Source organism: Rhizobium sp. AAP43 (assembly GCF_001296045.1).
Taxonomy (GTDB): Bacteria; Pseudomonadota; Alphaproteobacteria; order Rhizobiales; family Rhizobiaceae; genus Allorhizobium.
In genome coordinates this window covers 41,558-58,753 of the sequence record NZ_LJHS01000022.1, presented here as the reverse complement: position 1 = coordinate 58,753, position 17,196 = coordinate 41,558, and the positions used below count along the sequence as shown (strand labels likewise).

At 61.0% G+C, this 17,196-nt stretch carries 15 protein-coding genes; 4 read left to right on the top strand and 11 right to left on the bottom strand.

Annotated elements, in window-relative coordinates; genetic code table 11:
* Positions 1 to 37: 37 nt before the first annotated feature.
* Positions 38 to 727: a carotenoid 1,2-hydratase gene (locus IP76_RS13900; protein ID WP_245281466.1), complete on the top strand. Its 690-nt coding sequence runs from the start codon at positions 38 to 40 to the stop codon at positions 725 to 727.
* Here IP76_RS13900 and IP76_RS23120 read toward each other — a convergent pair.
* The 7 genes from IP76_RS23120 to IP76_RS13870 all read right to left on the bottom strand — a co-directional run bounded on the left by IP76_RS23120 (position 724) and on the right by IP76_RS13870 (position 9,324).
* Positions 724 to 885, bottom strand: a complete 162-nt coding sequence (locus IP76_RS23120; protein WP_156318575.1) for a hypothetical protein — start codon at positions 883 to 885, stop codon at positions 724 to 726. The two genes, IP76_RS13900 and IP76_RS23120, sit on opposite strands and share 4 nt — an antisense overlap.
* Entirely contained in the window at positions 878 to 2,053 is a 1,176-nt protein-coding gene (locus tag IP76_RS13895; protein WP_054158831.1) for a phytoene/squalene synthase family protein, read from the bottom strand. The genes IP76_RS23120 and IP76_RS13895 overlap by 8 nt, the downstream gene beginning before the upstream one ends.
* On the bottom strand, positions 2,050 to 3,609 hold the full coding sequence (locus tag IP76_RS13890) for a phytoene desaturase (protein WP_197278348.1): 1,560 nt from the start codon (positions 3,607 to 3,609) through the stop codon (positions 2,050 to 2,052). The genes IP76_RS13895 and IP76_RS13890 overlap by 4 nt, the downstream gene beginning before the upstream one ends.
* Positions 3,610 to 3,611: 2 nt before the next feature.
* Complete coding sequence (gene bchO, locus IP76_RS13885) at positions 3,612 to 4,532, bottom strand: alpha/beta fold hydrolase BchO (protein WP_054158829.1); 921 nt, start codon at positions 4,530 to 4,532, stop codon at positions 3,612 to 3,614.
* Entirely contained in the window at positions 4,529 to 6,358 is a 1,830-nt protein-coding gene (locus IP76_RS13880; RefSeq protein ID WP_054158828.1) for a VWA domain-containing protein, read from the bottom strand. Before IP76_RS13880 ends, bchO begins: the two co-directional genes overlap by 4 nt.
* Entirely contained in the window at positions 6,351 to 7,403 is a 1,053-nt protein-coding gene (gene bchI, locus IP76_RS13875; protein ID WP_054158827.1) for a magnesium chelatase ATPase subunit I, read from the bottom strand. Before bchI ends, IP76_RS13880 begins: the two co-directional genes overlap by 8 nt.
* 103 nt (positions 7,404 to 7,506) lie before the next feature.
* Positions 7,507 to 9,324, bottom strand: a complete 1,818-nt coding sequence (locus IP76_RS13870; RefSeq protein WP_054158826.1) for a sensor histidine kinase — start codon at positions 9,322 to 9,324, stop codon at positions 7,507 to 7,509.
* A gap of 245 nt (positions 9,325 to 9,569) precedes the next feature.
* On the opposite strand from IP76_RS13870, the gene IP76_RS13865 reads away from it, so the two are divergent.
* Positions 9,570 to 10,688: a PAS domain-containing protein gene (locus IP76_RS13865; protein WP_054158825.1), complete on the top strand. Its 1,119-nt coding sequence runs from the start codon at positions 9,570 to 9,572 to the stop codon at positions 10,686 to 10,688.
* A 5-nt stretch (positions 10,689 to 10,693) separates the two neighbouring features.
* The gene (locus IP76_RS13860) at positions 10,694 to 11,092 is read left to right on the top strand and encodes a response regulator (RefSeq protein ID WP_054158824.1); all 399 of its coding nucleotides are present in this window, start codon (positions 10,694 to 10,696) and stop codon (positions 11,090 to 11,092) included.
* A gap of 6 nt (positions 11,093 to 11,098) precedes the next feature.
* Here the strand turns inward: IP76_RS13860 and IP76_RS13855 are convergent, their stop codons facing one another.
* From IP76_RS13855 to denD, 4 genes are all read right to left on the bottom strand, one after another.
* Positions 11,099 to 11,779: a BA14K family protein gene (locus IP76_RS13855; RefSeq protein ID WP_054158823.1), complete on the bottom strand. Its 681-nt coding sequence runs from the start codon at positions 11,777 to 11,779 to the stop codon at positions 11,099 to 11,101.
* Between the two features lie 126 nt (positions 11,780 to 11,905).
* Positions 11,906 to 13,690: an IlvD/Edd family dehydratase gene (locus tag IP76_RS13850; protein WP_054158822.1), complete on the bottom strand. Its 1,785-nt coding sequence runs from the start codon at positions 13,688 to 13,690 to the stop codon at positions 11,906 to 11,908.
* A complete protein-coding gene (locus IP76_RS13845; protein ID WP_082352539.1) occupies positions 13,687 to 14,586 on the bottom strand; it encodes an NAD(P)-dependent oxidoreductase in 900 nt (299 codons plus the stop codon). The genes IP76_RS13850 and IP76_RS13845 overlap by 4 nt, the downstream gene beginning before the upstream one ends.
* Positions 14,583 to 15,566 carry a D-erythronate dehydrogenase gene (gene denD, locus IP76_RS13840; RefSeq protein WP_054158906.1) on the bottom strand — a complete coding sequence of 328 codons (984 nt, stop codon included), beginning with the start codon at positions 15,564 to 15,566 and terminating at the stop codon, positions 14,583 to 14,585. The genes IP76_RS13845 and denD overlap by 4 nt, the downstream gene beginning before the upstream one ends.
* A 187-nt stretch (positions 15,567 to 15,753) precedes the next feature.
* On the opposite strand from denD, the gene IP76_RS13835 reads away from it, so the two are divergent.
* Positions 15,754 to 17,187 carry an FAD-binding oxidoreductase gene (locus IP76_RS13835; protein WP_054158821.1) on the top strand — a complete coding sequence of 478 codons (1,434 nt, stop codon included), beginning with the start codon at positions 15,754 to 15,756 and terminating at the stop codon, positions 17,185 to 17,187.
* The last annotated feature ends 9 nt before the right edge of the window (positions 17,188 to 17,196 follow it).

Below are 17,196 nucleotides of genomic sequence, written 5' to 3'. Positions count from 1 at the left end.
AAGAGGGCGAAGTACCCTTGATCGCCGCGGAGAGCGGTTGCAGATCGGCCAGAGTGCGATGCAGCTTGGCAATGATGGTCTGGAGATAGCGTTCGATGAAGTGTTTCTGCCTTGGCCGGGGCAGGCCCTCTTGCCCAAGCGAATGATGGGGCAAGTCCGGCTGAGGCCCGCCTTCACGGTTCAGCATGCCGTCGCACTGGATCCGTCTGCCTTGCATCATTGGCGGCCGGTCATGCCATCGGCCAGGGTCGACGTGGAGTGCCGGGATTTCTTCGGGGTCGATTGGCTCGGGCATGGCTATCACGACATGAATTGGGGCTCGCGTCCGCTCGAGGCCGACTTCGCCGGCTGGGACTGGGCGCGTGGTCGTGCCGATGGAGGGAGTACGGCCATCCTTTATGATGCCGCTCTGCTTGATGGACAGGGTCGCCGGTTGGGCCTCCTCTTCGACAGTCAGGGAGAATGCCAGACCTTCGATCCGCCGGAACGACGGTTGCTGAAAAGAGGGTTCTGGGGCGTGGGTGGCGGGATAGCCTGTGCTGATGGCAGCACGCCACGAGTCTTGCGATCGCTGGAGGACAGTCCGTTTTATCGCCGCTCGCTGGTCGAAACCGTTCTCGGCCAAGGGGAGCCGATCACGATGATGCATGAGACACTCGATTGTCGCAGACTATCCATGCCGCTGGTTCGCGCCATGCTGCCGTTTCGCATGCCGCGACGGGGTTAGTCGGCCGTGTCGTCGCTCGCCTTGGGGGCTTCGACTTCCGCTTTTGCTTTCGCTTTTTCGTTTTCCTTTTTCAGGTCAGCTCGCTGCCAGACATAGAAGGCGACGGCGAGGCCGAAGACGAATAGGGCCTCGATCAGGCCAAAATAGTTTTCAAGCAAGACGTGCCACCTTCTCCCGGGCTGCGAGGCGGCGATTGTGCAGCTCCTCCCGGGTGTTCGCATGAAGGCTGAGAAGAATGGTTGTCAGGCGCTCGCTGGCGCCTGCGGCCGGTGCTGTCCGTAAAGGTTCCGTCCCACGTCTGCTCTGAAGCGCCGCAGCCGCAATCGAAACAAGGGGTGCCGAGGCCGGCTCGCAAGGGACTGTCATGTCACGAGCTGTCGTTTCCGCCCAACGGGGCTCGGCCCTGCCTGCCCTGACCAGCAAGCGCAGCTTGGTCGGCAGTGATGTCTTGGCTCTGCGGGTGACCGTGTCGAAATCAGCTGCGGCAATCTCGTGTCCGATTGCTTCATAAATCAGAGCGGCGGCGCGTATAGCGCGGCGGCACTCAGGCGGTAGCGCTGCGACACCGGCATGGCCGAGGCGGTAATGGCGTTCTGCCTCTTGCAGGAGCCTTTCGACCAGATGGCCGAGGCCAGGGCTAAAGCTAGGCCTCTTCAGGAAGATGCCGGGATCGATCCCGGCTTCTGCCAGCCAGTCAAGCGGAAGGTAGAGCCTGCCATTGCGGGCATCCTCGCCAACGTCCCGGGCAATGTTTGTCAGTTGCATGGCAATGCCGAGGTCGGCGGCGCGTGCCAGTGCCGCCTGATCTTGGACACCCATGACCATCGCCATCATCACGCCGACGCTGGACGCCACATTTGTTGCATAGACCTTTAGATCATCGATGCTGCGATAGCGGCATCCAGACAGGTCCATCTCAAAACCTTCAAGGAGCGCACTCACCACCGGTTTGGGGATGCAATGGCTCTCGACGACGCGGGCAAAAGCGCGGTCGCAGGCATAGGCTTCGGGTGTGCCGCTATAGATGCGCGCCAATCGATGGCGTAGGCGCATCAGGGCCGGCAAGCCGCTATTTGGCTCATCTATGAGGTCGTCGGAATGCCGGCAGAACGCGTAGAGCGCGCGGGCGGCGCGACGTGTTGAACGTGGCAGGAGAAGCGAGGCAAGGTGAAACGACCGGGAGCCGTGGCGAATGGCTGTGTTGCAAGCCCGTTCGTCTTCAGCCTCACCTGAAAAGCCGTGGTTGAGGGCAAGTGGCCTTGAAATCAGGGGGCGGGCCAGAAGAGGCTCGATCTCGGCAGAGGAAATGGCGGGCGGTGGGCTCATGTGACGCTCCCTGATCCTGCGTGTCCGTGTGTGGCAAACTCTCTTGGATGGGGGACGAGATCCGCCACGATACGGGCGGAACATATGACGCCGGGCAAGCCGGCACCCGGATGTGTGCCCGCGCCACAAAGGAAGAGATTGTCCAGTTCCTCGCTGCGATTGTGTGGGCGGAACCAGGCGCTCTGAAAGAGTTTGGGCTCCAGCGCAAAGGCGGCACCCTGCCAGGACAAGAGCCGATCGCGAAAATCAAGCGGGGTCGCGATGCGGGATGTAACGATATGGCGGGAGAGGTCGGGGAGAACCGTTTCCTCCAGCCGCTTTTCAATGCGGGTTCGGTAGACTTCCGCCTCGGCGAGCCAGTCTGTGCTGCTCGCTAGGTGTGGAACGGGGCTCAGCACATAAAAGCTGTCGCAGCCTTCGGGCGCAAGGGACGGATCGCTTGCGGTTGGTCGGTGCAAATAGAGGCTGAAATCATCCGCCAGTTTGCGATTGCGGAAGATGTCGTCGAGAAGTCCGCGGTAGCGCGGGCCGAAGATCATGGTGTGGTGATCGACGGTCTCGTAGCGACGGTCGGTACCGAAGTACCAGACGAAGAGGCCCATCGAATAATCACCGCGCTTTATCTTGGCATCCGTCCACCGCTTACGCGGGAAGGCACGCAGGAGTTTTCCATAAGTGGTGGCCGGATCGGCATTTGAGACGATGATATCGGCGGCGATCCGCTCTCCGGACATCAGGCGAACGCCTATTGCCCGGCGGCCTTCGGTTTCGATGGCGGCAACGGTTTCGCCAAGGCGAACCTGGCCGCCATTGCGGGTGACGAGCAATGCGATGCCTCGCACGAGCGCATGTGTGCCACCAACAGCATGATGAACGCCATATTTCCCCTCGAGATGCGCGATGAGGCAATAGAAGGATGTGGCGGAGAATGGATTGCCGCCGATCAGGAGAGGGTGAAACGAAAACAGGGTGCGAAGCTTGTCGTTGCGGAAGTGCCGCGAAACGACGGAATAGACGGAACGATAGCCGCCGAGCCGCACAAGACGGGCGAGGGTCTTTGCGGTAAAGGCCAGGCTGTGGAAGGGTTTCGCCGCCAGTTGCTCGAAGGCGACCTCATAGATGCGGCGGCTTTCGTCGAGGAAACTGCGATAACCCTTGACGTCCCGGGGTTCAATGCGAGCGATCTGGTCTTCCATAGACTGCCGGTCGCCGGAGTAGTCGAAGATGGTGCCATCGTTGAAACGCACGCGATAGAACGGTGTGTTGGGGCGAAGTTCGACGTCTTCGCGGAGTTCCCCACCGCAATCGCGCCAGAGTTCTTCGAATAGCCAGGGCGCAGTGATGATCGTTGGCCCGGCGTCGAAGGTGTAGCCATCCTGATGATAGGCGTAGGCGCGACCACCCGGCAGGTCGAGAGGGTCGATGATCGTGACGCGATACCCCTTTGCGCCTAGCAGGGCGCCAGTTGCAAGGCCACCGACGCCAGCGCCAATGATCACAGCATGCGGGCGTCCGTCGGGCGCTGCCGGGTGGGCTCGGGAGAAGCGTTCGGACATGTTCATGCAGCGTCCGCTCCCTCCGGCTGTTTGTCCTTGATCACCTCGGCAATCCAGCCGGCGACCTGTTCCGCCCGGCATTCATGCAGGAGGTGTCCGCCGGTTTCGCTGGTGATCAATCGGCTGCCAGTCGCGATCCGGGCGGCGTGATAGGCGTTCCGAGGTGGCACCATCGGATCGTCTTTGGCGACGATCAGCGTCATCGGAAAGGCTAGCCGCTGTAGCCGTGTGTCGAAACGGGCGAGATCCCAGTTTGCCATCATGCCTAGCGCGCCACGCACGTGATCCGGTGTGCCGAGCAGCAGCCGGTATACTGCCTTGCCTGCCTCGTCGATCGGCGAGCCGGTGGCCGTCAGCAGGTTTCCGCCAAGCGGTGTCGCGCGTGCCAGAAGCGAAAACAGGGCTGGGGTGAAGGGATTGACGAACATGGCCTTTGCCATGGGCGAAAACAGCGCATTGCCGCGGATTGGCAGGAAAGCGCCGTTGATGCCGACCACGTGTCGCGGCACGGTCTGGGCACTGGCGGAGGTCCGTCCGGCCGCCAGAGCAACAGCGATCGCTGCCCCGGCCGAGTGACCAATGATCATGGCTGGCGCACGGCCCAGATGGCGTTGCAATTCGGAAATGGCCTGCACCATGCCGGGCAGCGAAAGATCGGCGCGGCTGATCGCGCGGGTAAAGCCGTGACATGGCAAGTCGGGAACCACGACGCGAAAGTCCCGTGCGAGGAGTGGTGCAAGGTTGCGCCAGGAGTGTGAGGCTGCGCCGGTACCGTGCAGCAGAAGTGCCAAGGGCGCGTCGTCCCGGCCGAAGATCTGCACATGCCAGAGATGGTTTTCCGTGCGCAGGAACTGGCTGGCTTCGCGATGCGGCCAGATGGAACCGTCTCTCTGCCAGTCCAGGCGGTCGCCGATGGGTCTCATGGCCGGGCCTCCCGCAGGGAAGTGTCGACCAGCGTCGATATCCGTTCGGCATCAGCCTGACGGAGACGGTGCAGGTCGGCATTCAAGTCACGGGCGAGCACAGCAACGCTTTCGCGCGGTCGTCTTGCCACGTCGATGCAGACCGTCTTGATGCTCTCTACCCTGTAGGCCCGTGTCATTTTCACGAGGTCGTCGGCAGCCTTGGCGCGGTCCGCCGTGCCGTCCAGCGCAATATTGCCGCTGCCATCGGTCAGCAGCACAATCACCGGGGTCGTGCCCCTGCGCCTGAGCGAGAGTGCAAGTTCCAGTCCCCGTTGCAGGCCGGAGGCGAGCGGTGTTGCGCCCCCACCGGGCAGGGCGCCGAGTTTGCGCTTCGCAGCAACCAGAGAGCGGGTGGGAGGCAGTAGCGTTTCGGCCGTGGTGCCACGGAAGGCGATGAGCGCCACTTCGTCGCGACGCGCATAACACCGGGACAAAAGATGTTCGATGGCGCCCTTGGCCTCGCCCAGACGGTCGAGCGCGGTGGAACCCGAGGCGTCAACGATGAAGATTGCGGCCGAGGGTGTGGCATGGCGCAGCCGCAGATAGCGAAAGTCATCACGGATGATGAAGGCTTTTGGTTTCCAGGAAGGGGGCTGCGATCCGTCGTTTTCAACCAGTGCCGCTTCAACCTGTCCCGCATGGCTTTGTGCCAGTCGCAGTTTTTGCCAGGGCGCTGCGGCCCTGAGTGTCGCAATCACGTCCGGGCGGGCGTCTGGCTGCGGTGCAGACAGGCTTGTGCCGATGGGCCGGCCGCGCCTTGCGTGTTTCATGGCATGACCGGATTTCCCCGATCGTCTGGCTTGGTTTCGTGGTCGTGTCGATGCGTCAACAAGCAGATCGCCTGAAATGGTTGCCGCCTGGACTGCGGCCAGCATATCTTTCAGTGTGTCGGTGCCGGGTTGGCTATCATCGTGCGGGGAAAGCGGCGGATCATCGGCGCGATTGGCGCTGCTCTGCCCAGGGTGGGTACCCGGTGTCTTCTCCTCTTCGACGACCATGCACTCGGTGGATGGAGGCGATAGCCTCAGTCCGAGGCAAAGTCTAAGGGCCGTGATGGCGTCCTGATCCTCAACGCCGGTCCGAGCGTTGAGATGGGCCAGCATCCGGGCAATCCTTGCCAGATGGTGCAGGATACGGATCGACTTGTGTCCGCTCGTGAGGGCCATTGTCGCCAAAAAGCTGAGCCGCCCGTCGTCGATGGAGACCTGGTGCCATCGTCTGTCGAACGCTGGGGGCTGGTCAGTCACGATGTTCTGTGTCTGATGCCAGGCTACTGCGTGCAGATTGAGCCGAAGCCCCAGCCGATCACCGAGGGCTACCGGAAGCCCTTCGTCGTCATCGACAGATTCGTCCAGCGCGACGAGAACGGTCGGCTGTTCTTTGTCGTCGTCATTCGCTGCAGTAATCATGGCGGTGACGGTTCGGTCCATGCGCTCCGCCATCGGAAGAACGAGGACGCCACCCCTGGATGCCTCGATCAATCCGGCGCGCTCGACACGTCTTCCGCTCTCAGCCGTCGCTGCGATATCGATTGCCGCGGATAGGTGATGGGCCGTCGTTCCGGCTGGTAGGCGCAGCCAGGCAAGATCCGGGGGAGCACATTGCCGGAGATGGGCCAAATAGACATCGCGAACGCCGCTGGCTCTTGCCCGAAGCCAGATGCCTCCGGTGGCAGCGCCGCCGAGACGGAGAAGGTCGGCGACAAGAAGCGCGTCGTCCCACTGCTCGCGGCCGTGGTCCCGAAGAGCCTGCTCAAAGGCTTCATGTGGCGCCCGCTCAACCATGTCCGTAGGTGGCGCTGACGGTTGCCAGAGCCCTTTCTATCCTCGGCGCGGAGCCTGCTTCTTCCAGAGGATCGCGCCGCAGGCGGTGACACAGCACCATTGGGGCGATCTCGCCGACATCGTTCCAGGTCACTTCTGTGCGTCCGGCAAGGGCAGCTGCCGCGCGGCTTGCGCGCATCAGGGTCAGTTCGCCCCGCATGCCGTCGATGCCGAGCCGCAGGCACAGTTGCGACATGCGTGTAACCACGGTGTCGGAAATCTCGACCTGTCGCAGGATCTTTCGGGCGGCAATCACCCGCTTGCCAATGGCTGCGTCACGTTTCGCCCAGGCCGCGCAAAAGGCGTCCCGGTCCGTTTCATAGGCGTCGCGGCGGCGGATGACTTCGACACGCTCGGCGATGTCGTCGATGGTTCGGACCTCGACGGAGAGGCCGAAGCGATCAAGGAGCTGCGGCCGTAGGTCGCCTTCTTCCGGGTTACCGCTGCCAACCAGAACGAACCGGGCATCATGACGGATGCTGAGGCCCTCGCGTTCCACCAGGTTGACACCTGATGCCGCTGCATCAAGCAGGAGATCAACGAGATGGTCCTCCAAGAGGTTCACTTCGTCGATGTAGAGAAAGCCCCGGTTCGCGGCGGCGAGCAAGCCGGGTTCAAAACGCTTCTCGCCGGCAATCAGAGCTTTTTCGATGTCGAGCGCCCCGCAGACCCGATCCTCAGTCGCGCCTAAGGGCAAGTCGATCATCGGCGAGCGGATCTTCACAACCGGCGCCAAAGAACCCTGTTTTCCTTGCATTTTCGAAGCGGCATTGCAGACGGGGCAAGAGGGTTGCGGTTCTGCCGGCAGGCAGTTGTAACGACAGCCGGTCCTGACCTCGATCTTCGGCAGAAGTTCTGCCAGCGCCCGAACTGCGGTCGATTTGCCCGTTCCACGGTCCCCGAAAATCAGCACTCCACCAAGTAGCGGCTCGACAGCCGCCATCAGGAGGGCCTTCTTCATATCCTCCTGGGCAACGATTGCGGCGAATGGGAATGGATGGGCCATGGATCCCGCCTCAGCTCTACGTGTAAAATAAAGTTTACACTTTTCTGAGGTGGTTTGAAGAGGGCCCGCGTATTATTTCACGCGGGTCAGGCTGTGGGTCTTCTCACTGTTCCAAATGGGCTGCCGATAGGATCAGTGCGATCGTCAGCCCAGTCGGCTGCCAGTCAAACGCGATGCTACCACCGAGTTGGTGGGTCGCGCTCATTCTGGCAAGCTTGCTGCCGAAGCCTTCCGAGTTCGGCGCCTTCATGGCCGCATGCCCCAAATCCTCGACCCAGCTGACCCGCAGCTCCGCGCCGTCTTCTGCCCAGCGGACGTCGAGCCGGCCGTCTGGTTCGCGGAAGGCGCCATATTTCGAGGCGTTGGTTGCCAGTTCATGAAAGATGAGTGCAAGGCTCGCCGAGGCTTTCGGCCCGACAAGGATGTCTGGACCTGCCATCGAGACGCGATCCGATGCCGGGTCGATATGCGGACTGATGAGCTCCTGGAGGAGCGCTGCGAGGTGCAGTGCTTCGCGGCTCGTCGTATCGTTCGAAATGACTGGCTGAACCAGTTCGTGGGCCTTCGCCAAGGCCTGTAGTCGCCCCTGTAGAGAGGTTGCCATACCGGCGACTGTCGCGGAGTTCCTGGCGGTCATGCTGACCATGCCGGATGTCACTGCGAAAAGGTTCTTCACGCGGTGATTGAGTTCCTTGAGCAACAGCTGGCGGGCTTCCTCCGCAACCTTAAGATCGTGAATGTCGGTGCAGGTTCCGTACCAGCGCGTGATGTCACCGTCGTCATCGCGCACGCACTGGGCTCGGCCGATCACCCAACGGTAAGCGCCGGTGTGATGGCGTAGCCGATATTCGACCTCATAGGGGGCGCCCGTCTCCAGACTTTTTCGCCAGGTATTCCATGTGCGTGGCTGATCTTCCGGATGGAAGACATTGGCCCAGTCTGCACCGTCTGTGGAGCCGCGCGGAACACCGGTAAACTCATACCAACGCTCGTTGAAGTAGTCATGATAACCATTGGCGGTGGTCGACCAGATCATCTGGTCGATCGAATTGACGATCGCTTCGAAGCGTTGCTCGCTCTCCCGGAGTGCAACCAGAGCCGTCGTGGCGTCGGTGACGTCCGTCGCCTGAACGAAGATGCCGCGAGAGCCGCCTTCCGCATTGCTGATCGGCTGGTAGACAAAGTCGACATAGCGCAATTCCGGGGCCGTTCCCTCGCGGGCCAGGCGAATGGGGACAGCTCGGCCAATATGAGGTTTTCCAGTCTCGAAGACCTGATCCAGAAGCTCGATAAAGCCTTGGCCGACCAGTTCGGGGAGGGTCTCGGCCACCGTTCTCTGCAGAACCTCATCACGGCCGATGAGGTCGAGGTAGGCAGGATTGGCCAGAGTAAAGACGTGATCCTTGCCTTCCGTAATGGCAATCGCTGCCGGAGCCTCGGCGAACATGCGTCCAAGACGGGCATTTTCCTCCTGCGCTTTGCGCCTTGCGATGACGGCAGCCGTGGTTTCGTTGCCCTGGTTGAACACGCCGACGATGCGATCGCTCTCATCGCGAATGGCGGTAAAGCTATAGTTCCAGTAGGTTTCTTCCACCACACCGTTGCGCAGCATCGGCAGAAGCTCATCGAAGCGCGATACGCCCTGACCGGTTTGCTGGACCTGTTCGAATTGGGGTCCGACAACTTCCCAGATATCGAACCAGACTTCGCTTGCGGGCCGCCCAAGTGCCCAGGGGTGACGTTCGCCCGGAATGGGGGCCCAGGCATCGTTGTAGATCAGAATTAAGTCGGGGCCCCAATAGATCGCCGTCGGAAAACTTGAGCTCAGACAAATGGACAAGGCAGCCTTCAAGGCCGCCGGCCAGGCATCCGGCGGGCCGAGGGTTGTAGACCAGTCATGGCTGCGGATGAGATCAGCCATTCCGCCCCCGTGCCTCAGAAAGCCGGGCTTACTTTCGTTCGTCATGAATGGTCGGTTCTCGTGATTTTCACGCTAAAGTTACGGAGAGGGGGTAGGCGGGTCAAGTCGTTCGGGTGCCGCACAGATTGCAATTATCCTTGGCACGTTGCCTCTTGCGGATGCCACACAATTTTTTTCCGGATCGGTGGGAACCATTTCCTCACTGGCTCATTTGCTGTCCACACAAGTGTCAGGATAGTTTTTGCATGAGTGACTTAAATTCCTCGCGACGTGGTGCGCGAGATGCGGCACAGCGCCTCCTGGCGGCGCATCCTTCCGAAGATCCCTTTGCCGCGGCCTTCAAGGCGACGCGCATGCCGATGCTGATTACCGATCCTCGGCAGGACGACAATCCAATCATCTTCTGCAATCAAGCCTTCCTGAAGCTCACGGGTTACACCGAAGATGAAATGTACGGACGGAACTGCCGGCTTCTGCAGGGGCCCGAGACGGATCCTGACGCCGTGCGTCGCCTTCGCGAAGCAGTGGACAACGCGCATGACGTGTCTCTCGATATCCTCAACTATCGCAAGGACGGATCGACGTTCTGGAATGCGCTCTTTGTCAGTCCCGTGCGCGACGAGAGCGGCGAGGTCATCTATTTCTTTGCCTCCCAGCTTGATTTCACCAACATCAAGAGCAAGGAAACCGAACTGGCCGAAGCGCGCCGTTCAGCCGAGGAAGAGGTAACCAGGCGGACCAAGGATCTCAGCGATGCCTTGCAGGCCAAGACCATGCTGGTGCATGAGGTCGATCACCGGGTCAAAAATAACCTCTTGACCATCGCCTCGATCGTCAAGTTGCAGGCCCGCCTTTCGGAAGACGAAGTGGTGAAGAGGACGCTGTTTTCGGTGCTCAATCGTGTCGAGGCGCTCAGCACCGTACAGCGCAAGCTATTCACCAGCAGCGATCTCGGTCGCTTTGATGTGGCCGACTTTGCCAAGGATCTGATCCAGGATCTGGTCGGCGCCCTGCATCGTGACGATATCCGCGTGACGACAGATCTCGCGCCAGTGCTTGTGCCGTCCGTCAAGGCGTCGGCGCTGGCATTGATCGTCAACGAGCTCGTCGTTGATGCGGTGCGCCGTGGGTTGAGTGACGGTGGTGGTGAAATCCACCTGCAGGTGAAGCGCAAGAACGGCCACTTCATCATCAGGGTAACCGACACAACCACGCCCGTTTCGGTCAATCCGGAAGAAGAGGCCTTTGGCCGGCTGATGCTCGACACCTGTGCCAAGCAACTCAATGCGTCGATCGAGCGTTACGAGGACGGCCCCCGGACGGACGTGCTCGTGACCATGCCTGTCGAGATTATGAAGGACTGAGTAAAGTGAAGATCATGATTGTCGAAGACGAGGCGCTGCTTGCACTCGAGCTGGAGTTTGAGGTGGAGGCGGCCGGCCATTCAGTGGTTGGGACTGCCCCGTCGCGCAACGCGGCCTTTGATCTGATCGAGCAGGGGCAGCCGGATTTCGCTTTCGTCGACGTCCATCTGAATGATGGGCCGACAGGCATCGAAATCGGGGAGCGGCTCAGTGAGCGTGGCATTCCCTTCATCTTTGTCACGGGCAATGTGAAGCGCATTCCGGAGGGATTTGTCGGTGCGATCGGGGTGATCGAGAAGCCCTACACGATGCATGGCTTGAAGAATGCGCTGACCTATATCGGCGAACGCGTCATGTCCGGTACGGAAGTTCGGCCGCCTGCTGGGCTTATTCTGGCCGACTGAAAACTCTCAGAAGCTTCGGATTTCGCAGGCTCTCCGCGGGCCTCCGCCAAACGGCTGATACGTGTTGTCACTGGCGCTATAGGAGTGATAGCGCTCTGCGCATCGCTGGATGCCGACTGGATCGGCATGGAGCCTGGCCTCGCTGCTTTGGCTCACTGCATAGACGGCCACGGACGAACCTGTGGTGTCTGCCTGTACCTGCTCCAGTCTCACCGATGTCGATGTGCTGTGAAATTCCGCTGTCTCGAAGGGCGATGCACAGGCCCGTCTCTCGCCGCTGAAGGACAGGTAGGTGTTGTCCTCCACTCGATAGGAGCGGTATTTCCCACGGCACCAGTCAAGGTGCTCCGGCGCATAGCCGATGCTTACCTCGCCTTTCAGTGCGGACGTGACGACATAGTCGAGGCCCGGCGCTGGATTCTGTGTTGTGAGGTCAGGCTTGGTTTCAGGTGGGAGGGAGGCCACCATGATTGTGTCTGCCGGCAAGCGTGCGGCCAGGCGCTGATAATCCTGCGCATCTCGGTTGGCAATTGTGACCGGCTCGCTTGTCCAGAGCGGCTGATTGTCCAGCCCCGAAAAATGGTGCTGGGCTTCATCCGGCAAGGCGGCCTGGACAACAGCCAATCCACCGATGAGCAGCGCCACCGTTGTGCCAACGCCCGAGAGGAGCAGCAAAGCGGACTTCATGTCATTCTCCATTGATTTGACTGGAGAATGGTTACTTGGCCCCTGATGTTCCCGATGAACCCGAAAACTCTGCTTTGTCGGCGCAACCGGCCTCAGGCGAGGCCGGTTGCGGGTGTCGATTGCGCGTCAGTGGTTGTGACGCGGCGGTGTTTTTGAAATTTGGCGGAACCTGTCGGCATCATGGATGGTCGCGCCATCCGCGAGCTGCGTCACCGTCTGGCGGTACAGCATCTGCCATGGCGTGGCGTCTGCCGGTACGGCAGGAATGCCCTCAGCTTTGCGACGGGCAATCTCCGCGTCATCCACCAGCATGTTGCATTGTCCCTGATTGAGGTCGATGCGGATCGGATCGCCTGATCTGATCCATGCAAGGCCACCGCCAGCTGCACTCTCGGGCGAGGCATTGAGGATGGATGGACTGTCAGCCGTACCGGACTGGCGGCCGTCGCCGATCGTCGGAAGGCTCAGGACCCCACGCTTGATCAAGTGGTCTGGCGGCTGCATGTTGACGACCTCGGCGGAACCCGGCCAACCCAGTGGACCTGCCCCGCGAATGACGAGGATGCAGTTCTCGTCTATGTCGAGGGCGGGGTCGTTGATGCGCTTGTGATAGTCTTCCGACCCATCAAAGACGATGGCCCGGCCTTCGAACACGCCTTCTCGTCCCGGCTCCTGCAGGTATCGCTGGCGGAACCCTTCCGAGATGACGCTGGTCTTCATGATGGCGAAGTCGAAGAGATTGCCTTTCAGAACGAGGAACCCGGCGCGCTCCTTCATCGGTTCGGCATAGGATTTGATGACCTCGCGGTCGGTCGCTTCCCGCCCTTCGATGTTTTCCGCCATGGTCTTGCCGGTAACGCTCTGACAGCTGCCGTCGAGTTTGCCCGCCTGGAGCAGTTCCCACATGATCGCCGGAACGCCGCCAGCCCTGTGGAAGCGTTCGCCGAGATAGGCGCCGGCCGGCTGGACATTGGCAAGCAGCGGAATGTCGAAGCCATGGATCTGCCAGTCCTCCGGCAGCAGTTCGACCCCTGCATGCTTGGCCATGGCCATCAGGTGCGGCTGGGCATTGGTCGAGCCGCCAATTGCTGAATTGACCTTGATGGCATTGAGGAAGGCCTCCCGGGTGAGGATGTTCGAGGGGCGAATGTCTTCAAGCACCAGCTCGACCGCACGGCGCCCGGTGCGATAGGCCATCTGGCCGCGCTCGCGATAGGCGGCTGGAATGGCTGCGCAGCCGGTGAGCGACATGCCGAGGGCTTCTGCGATCGCATTCATGGTCGAGGCGGTGCCCATGGTGTTGCAGTGGCCGATCGAGGGGGCGGAATCCAGCGCGCGTTCGAGGAATTCCTCGCGGGTGATTTCGCCAGCGGCATATTTGCGTCGTGACCGCCAGATGACGGTGCCGGAGCCGACGAGTTCGCCATCGTGCCAGCCGTCAAGCATGGGGCCGCCTGACAGAACGATGGCGGGAATGTCGACGGTGGAGGCTGCCATCAGGGCCGATGGCGTGGTCTTGTCGCATCCCGTGGTCAGCACGACCCCGTCAAAGGGATAGCCATAGAGAAGTTCGACCAGACCGAGATAGGCGAGATTGCGATCAAGGGCTGCCGTTGGTCGCTTGCAGTTTTCGAACAGGGGATGTGAGGGGAATTCGATCGGAATGCCGCCGGCATCGCGAATGCCATCGCGAACGCGCTTGGCGAGATCGATGTGGTGGCGATTGCAGGGGTTGATGTCGCTGCCAGACTGGGCAATCCCGATGATCGGCTTGCCGGAGCGCAGTTCTTCCGGTGTCGTGCCGTAGTTCATGAAGCGCTCCAGATAGAGGGCCGTCATGTCAAGATGGTCGGGATTGTCGAACCAATCCTGCGAGCGCAGGCGGCGATCATTCTTTTTCGTCTCGCTCATCGGTTCTCCTCCCCGCGATGATTGATCTTTTCCAGGTGCAGTAAAAGGCCGCTATGGTCGGTTTCATCGTGGCCATCGGCAACAAAGGCCTCGAAGGCGCTTCGAACCTCTGCCGTCAGTGGCAAGTCGAGTGACAGGGCGTCTGCCATGGCGGCGACTGCGTTCAGGTCCTTCAACTGCAGTCGCGATGGGCCACCCGGTGCGAAGCTCCGGTCAACCATGCGCTGGCCATGCAGTTCAAGGATACGGCTCTCGGCAAAGCCGCCCCGGATCGCCTCGCGAAATTTTGCACGCGATGCGCCGCCGGCTTCCACCAGCATCATGGCCTCCGCCACCGCGCCAATGGTGATGGCGACAATCTGCTGGTTGGCGAGCTTGCAGATCTGGCCGGCGCCGGAAGGGCCGACATGGGTCACACGGCCGAGCGGCGCGAAGACTTCGGCAAGGCTTTCGACGATATCGGCATTGCCGCCGGCCATGATGGCAAGCGTGCCTGCCTCTGCACCGACCACGCCGCCCGAAACCGGGGCGTCGAGATGGGCAATGCCACGTTCAGCAAGGCGCGCCGCATGATCGATGGCCATTGGGGGAGCAATGGAGGAGGTGTCTACGACGATTGCCCCGTCTTTCAGCGTTTCGGCAACGCCGCCCGCAAACAGCACGTCAGCGACGGCGTTGCCATCCGATAGCATGGTGAAAACGATATCGGCGTTCTTTGCTGCGCCGGCTGCTGTTTCGCAGATCCTGGCGCCATCGGCGGACAGCACTTGGGCTTTTCGTGCGTCACGGTTCCAGACCGATACATCGAAGCCTGCCGAAAGGAGGCGCTTCGCCATGGGCGCGCCCATCAATCCCGTGCCGAGAAAAGCAATGTGTCTGGCGGCTTGGGTGGTCACAGCGAACCTCCCAGTTCGTCTTCGATATGAACGCGGATGATGTCATCGAACGAGCTTTCGGCGGTGAAGCCCAGTTCGCGGGCGCGGGTGGCTTCGAAGCCGGGTGCCCATCCGGCGCACATGCGCATGATCATTTCGTCCGGTTCACGGCGGATGAGTCTGACCGCAGCGTCACCGGCCACGCGACGCAAGGCCTCAATCTGCTCACCCACCGTGGCGCTCAGGCCCGGCATGGAAAGGTTGCGGCGGGGGCCGACCTTTTCGAGGTCGATCGTCGCGCCATGGATCATGAAGCCCACAGCAGAGCGGGGGGAGGCGTGCCAATGGCGAACGTCCTCGCTGACCGGAAGCACGGCTTCCTTGCCAACCAGCGGTTCGCGCAGGATGTTGGAGAAGAAGCCCGAAGCGGCCTTGTTCGGTTTGCCCGGGCGGATGCAGACGGTGGGGAGCCGAATGCCTATGCCGTCGAAGAACCCCTTGCGGGAATAGTCCGAGAGCAGAAGTTCTGAAATCGCCTTCTGGGTGCCGTAGCTCGTCAGCGGCGTGGTGTGGAAATCGTCCGGGATCGGATAGGGCAGGGGCGCGCCGACAACGGCAATCGAGGAGGCGAAGACGAGGCGCGGGCGATAGCCGTCTTTCTGATGGGCCATGCGAATGGCCTCGAAGAGATAGCGTGTGCCGTCGAGATTGATGCGATATCCCTTGTCGAAATCCAGCTCCGCTTCGCCCGATACAATCGCGGCCAGGTGGAAAATCACATCCGGTCGGCCGGTTATCAGGGATTCGGCGGCATCCGGAGCCGACAGGTCGATGGTACGGATGTTTGTTTTGCCCGTGAAGCCTGCCGGTTCCTCTGGAGCGACGACATCGACCAGTGTCATCGTGTCGATCGCCCGGCCATCAAGCCCACTGTCGCGCACCAGCCGTTCCGCAAGCTTGCGGCCGACCATGCCGGCTGCGCCGATAATCAAAATATGCATGCGTATCTCCTCCTCCAGAAGCATCCGACGGGGTGGTTATCCAAACAAGCCGCCGTCGACAAAAAAGCATTTGTAAGGTTGTCTGATAACCTTATATCATTCGCTTGGAAACTGAATTGTTGATCATGCCTGCGGCTCCTCCGAAGTCGGCCCCGGCCATGGTCGTAAGGCCAAAGGAAAGAGCGCTATGGTCGCTGAGGGGAAACTGGGTGGTCACGTTGAAGCATTGGAGAGCCTACTTGGAGCTGATCTGGTGCTGTCTGGCCCCGAGGTGGAGCGTTATTGCCGGGATTGGCATGGCGATGTGACGTCCAGTGCCGTCGCGGTCATCCGGCCACGCAGCACGGCTGATGTCTCTGCCGCGGTTCAGGCAATCTCCGGTCTTGGTCTTTCCATCGTGCCGCAGGGTGGCAATACGGGTCTGGTGCTCGGGGCAACGCCTGATGATCCGGCCCGGCAAGTGGTCATCAGTCTGGAGCGGATGACGGCTATCCGTCGGATCGATGCCGATGATTTTTCCGCCACCGTCGAAGCCGGGGCGATCCTTTCCGATTTCAAGGACAAGGTGGAGGCTGCCGGGCTCTATTTCCCGCTGGCGCTTGGTGCCCAAGGATCGTGCCGGATCGGCGGTAACGTCTCGACCAATGCAGGCGGTATCAATGTGCTGCGCTATGGAATGACCCGCGAACTGGTGCTGGGTCTTGAAGTGGTTTTGCCCGATGGTTCCGTCTTCGACGGTCTATCGACCCTGCGCAAGGACAATCGCGGTATCGACCTCAAGCAATTGTTCATCGGCGCCGAAGGGACGCTCGGCATTATCACGGCGGTCTCGGTCAAGCTCCTGCCGCCAGCCGAACAGGTCGCCACGGCACTTGTCGGTCTCAACGCTTTGTCGGACGCCATTGCCCTTTATCGGCGGGCAAGGCGGGATTGCTGCGATCTGATGTCGGCCTTCGAATTCATGCCGCCGGTTGCCTTCACGCTTGCCCGCGAGGCTATGCCGGATCTCCTCATGCCAATCGCGGCTGATTATCCGGCCTATGTTTTGATGGAAATTGCCGGATCCGGTCTGGTCGATATCGAGGATCTGATGCATCGCTTCCTTGAGGGCGTGATGGAGGAGGGGCTGGTGCTCGATGGTGTAGTCGCCGCATCCAAGGCCCAGTCGCGCAATCTCTGGCTCTTCCGCGAGGGCATGAACGAGGGCCAGGCGAGGCGTGGCGCGCATCTTCGCACCGATGTCTCCGTTCCCCTGTCGCGGCTTGCCGATTTCGTGCATGAGGCCGAAGCGGCTGTCATGGAGCAGTTGCCGGATGCACTCTGTGTTTCCTATGGCCATGTCGGCGACGGCAATGTGCATCTGAATGTCCTGCCGCCGAACGGGCTCACGCGGGAGGAGATCGATGCCTATCTCTACCGAGCGAAGACAGCCATCAACGAAGTGCTCTACCTCTTCGGTGGCTCGATCAGCGCCGAACATGGGGTCGGTCGGTTGAAGAAGGCTGACTTCGTCTCGCGGCTGCCGGATGCGCAGGCACGGCTTCTTGGTGCTATCAAGCGTGCGGTCGATCCGGGATTGATCATGAATCGCGGTTGCCAATTGAATTTCGATCCGGATTGATGAACAACC

Excerpts from the sequence above, each read along its gene's own strand:
- IP76_RS13890 (WP_197278348.1), bottom strand. The coding sequence starts at position 3,609 with ATGTCCGAACGCTTCTCCCGAGCCCACCCGGCAGCGCCCGACGGACGC.
- IP76_RS13855 (WP_054158823.1), bottom strand. The coding sequence starts at position 11,779 with ATGAAGTCCGCTTTGCTGCTCCTCTCGGGCGTTGGCACAACGGTGGCG.
- IP76_RS13865 (WP_054158825.1), top strand. The coding sequence starts at position 9,570 with ATGAGTGACTTAAATTCCTCGCGACGTGGTGCGCGAGATGCGGCACAG.
- IP76_RS13880 (WP_054158828.1), bottom strand. The coding sequence starts at position 6,358 with ATGGTTGAGCGGGCGCCACATGAAGCCTTTGAGCAGGCTCTTCGGGAC.
- denD (WP_054158906.1), bottom strand. The coding sequence starts at position 15,566 with ATGCATATTTTGATTATCGGCGCAGCCGGCATGGTCGGCCGCAAGCTT.
- IP76_RS13835 (WP_054158821.1), top strand. The coding sequence starts at position 15,754 with ATGGTCGCTGAGGGGAAACTGGGTGGTCACGTTGAAGCATTGGAGAGC.
- bchI (WP_054158827.1), bottom strand. The coding sequence starts at position 7,403 with ATGGCCCATCCATTCCCATTCGCCGCAATCGTTGCCCAGGAGGATATG.
- IP76_RS13850 (WP_054158822.1), bottom strand. The coding sequence starts at position 13,690 with ATGAGCGAGACGAAAAAGAATGATCGCCGCCTGCGCTCGCAGGATTGG.
- bchO (WP_054158829.1), bottom strand. The coding sequence starts at position 4,532 with ATGAGACCCATCGGCGACCGCCTGGACTGGCAGAGAGACGGTTCCATC.
- IP76_RS13870 (WP_054158826.1), bottom strand. The coding sequence starts at position 9,324 with ATGGCTGATCTCATCCGCAGCCATGACTGGTCTACAACCCTCGGCCCG.
- IP76_RS13895 (WP_054158831.1), bottom strand. The coding sequence starts at position 2,053 with ATGAGCCCACCGCCCGCCATTTCCTCTGCCGAGATCGAGCCTCTTCTG.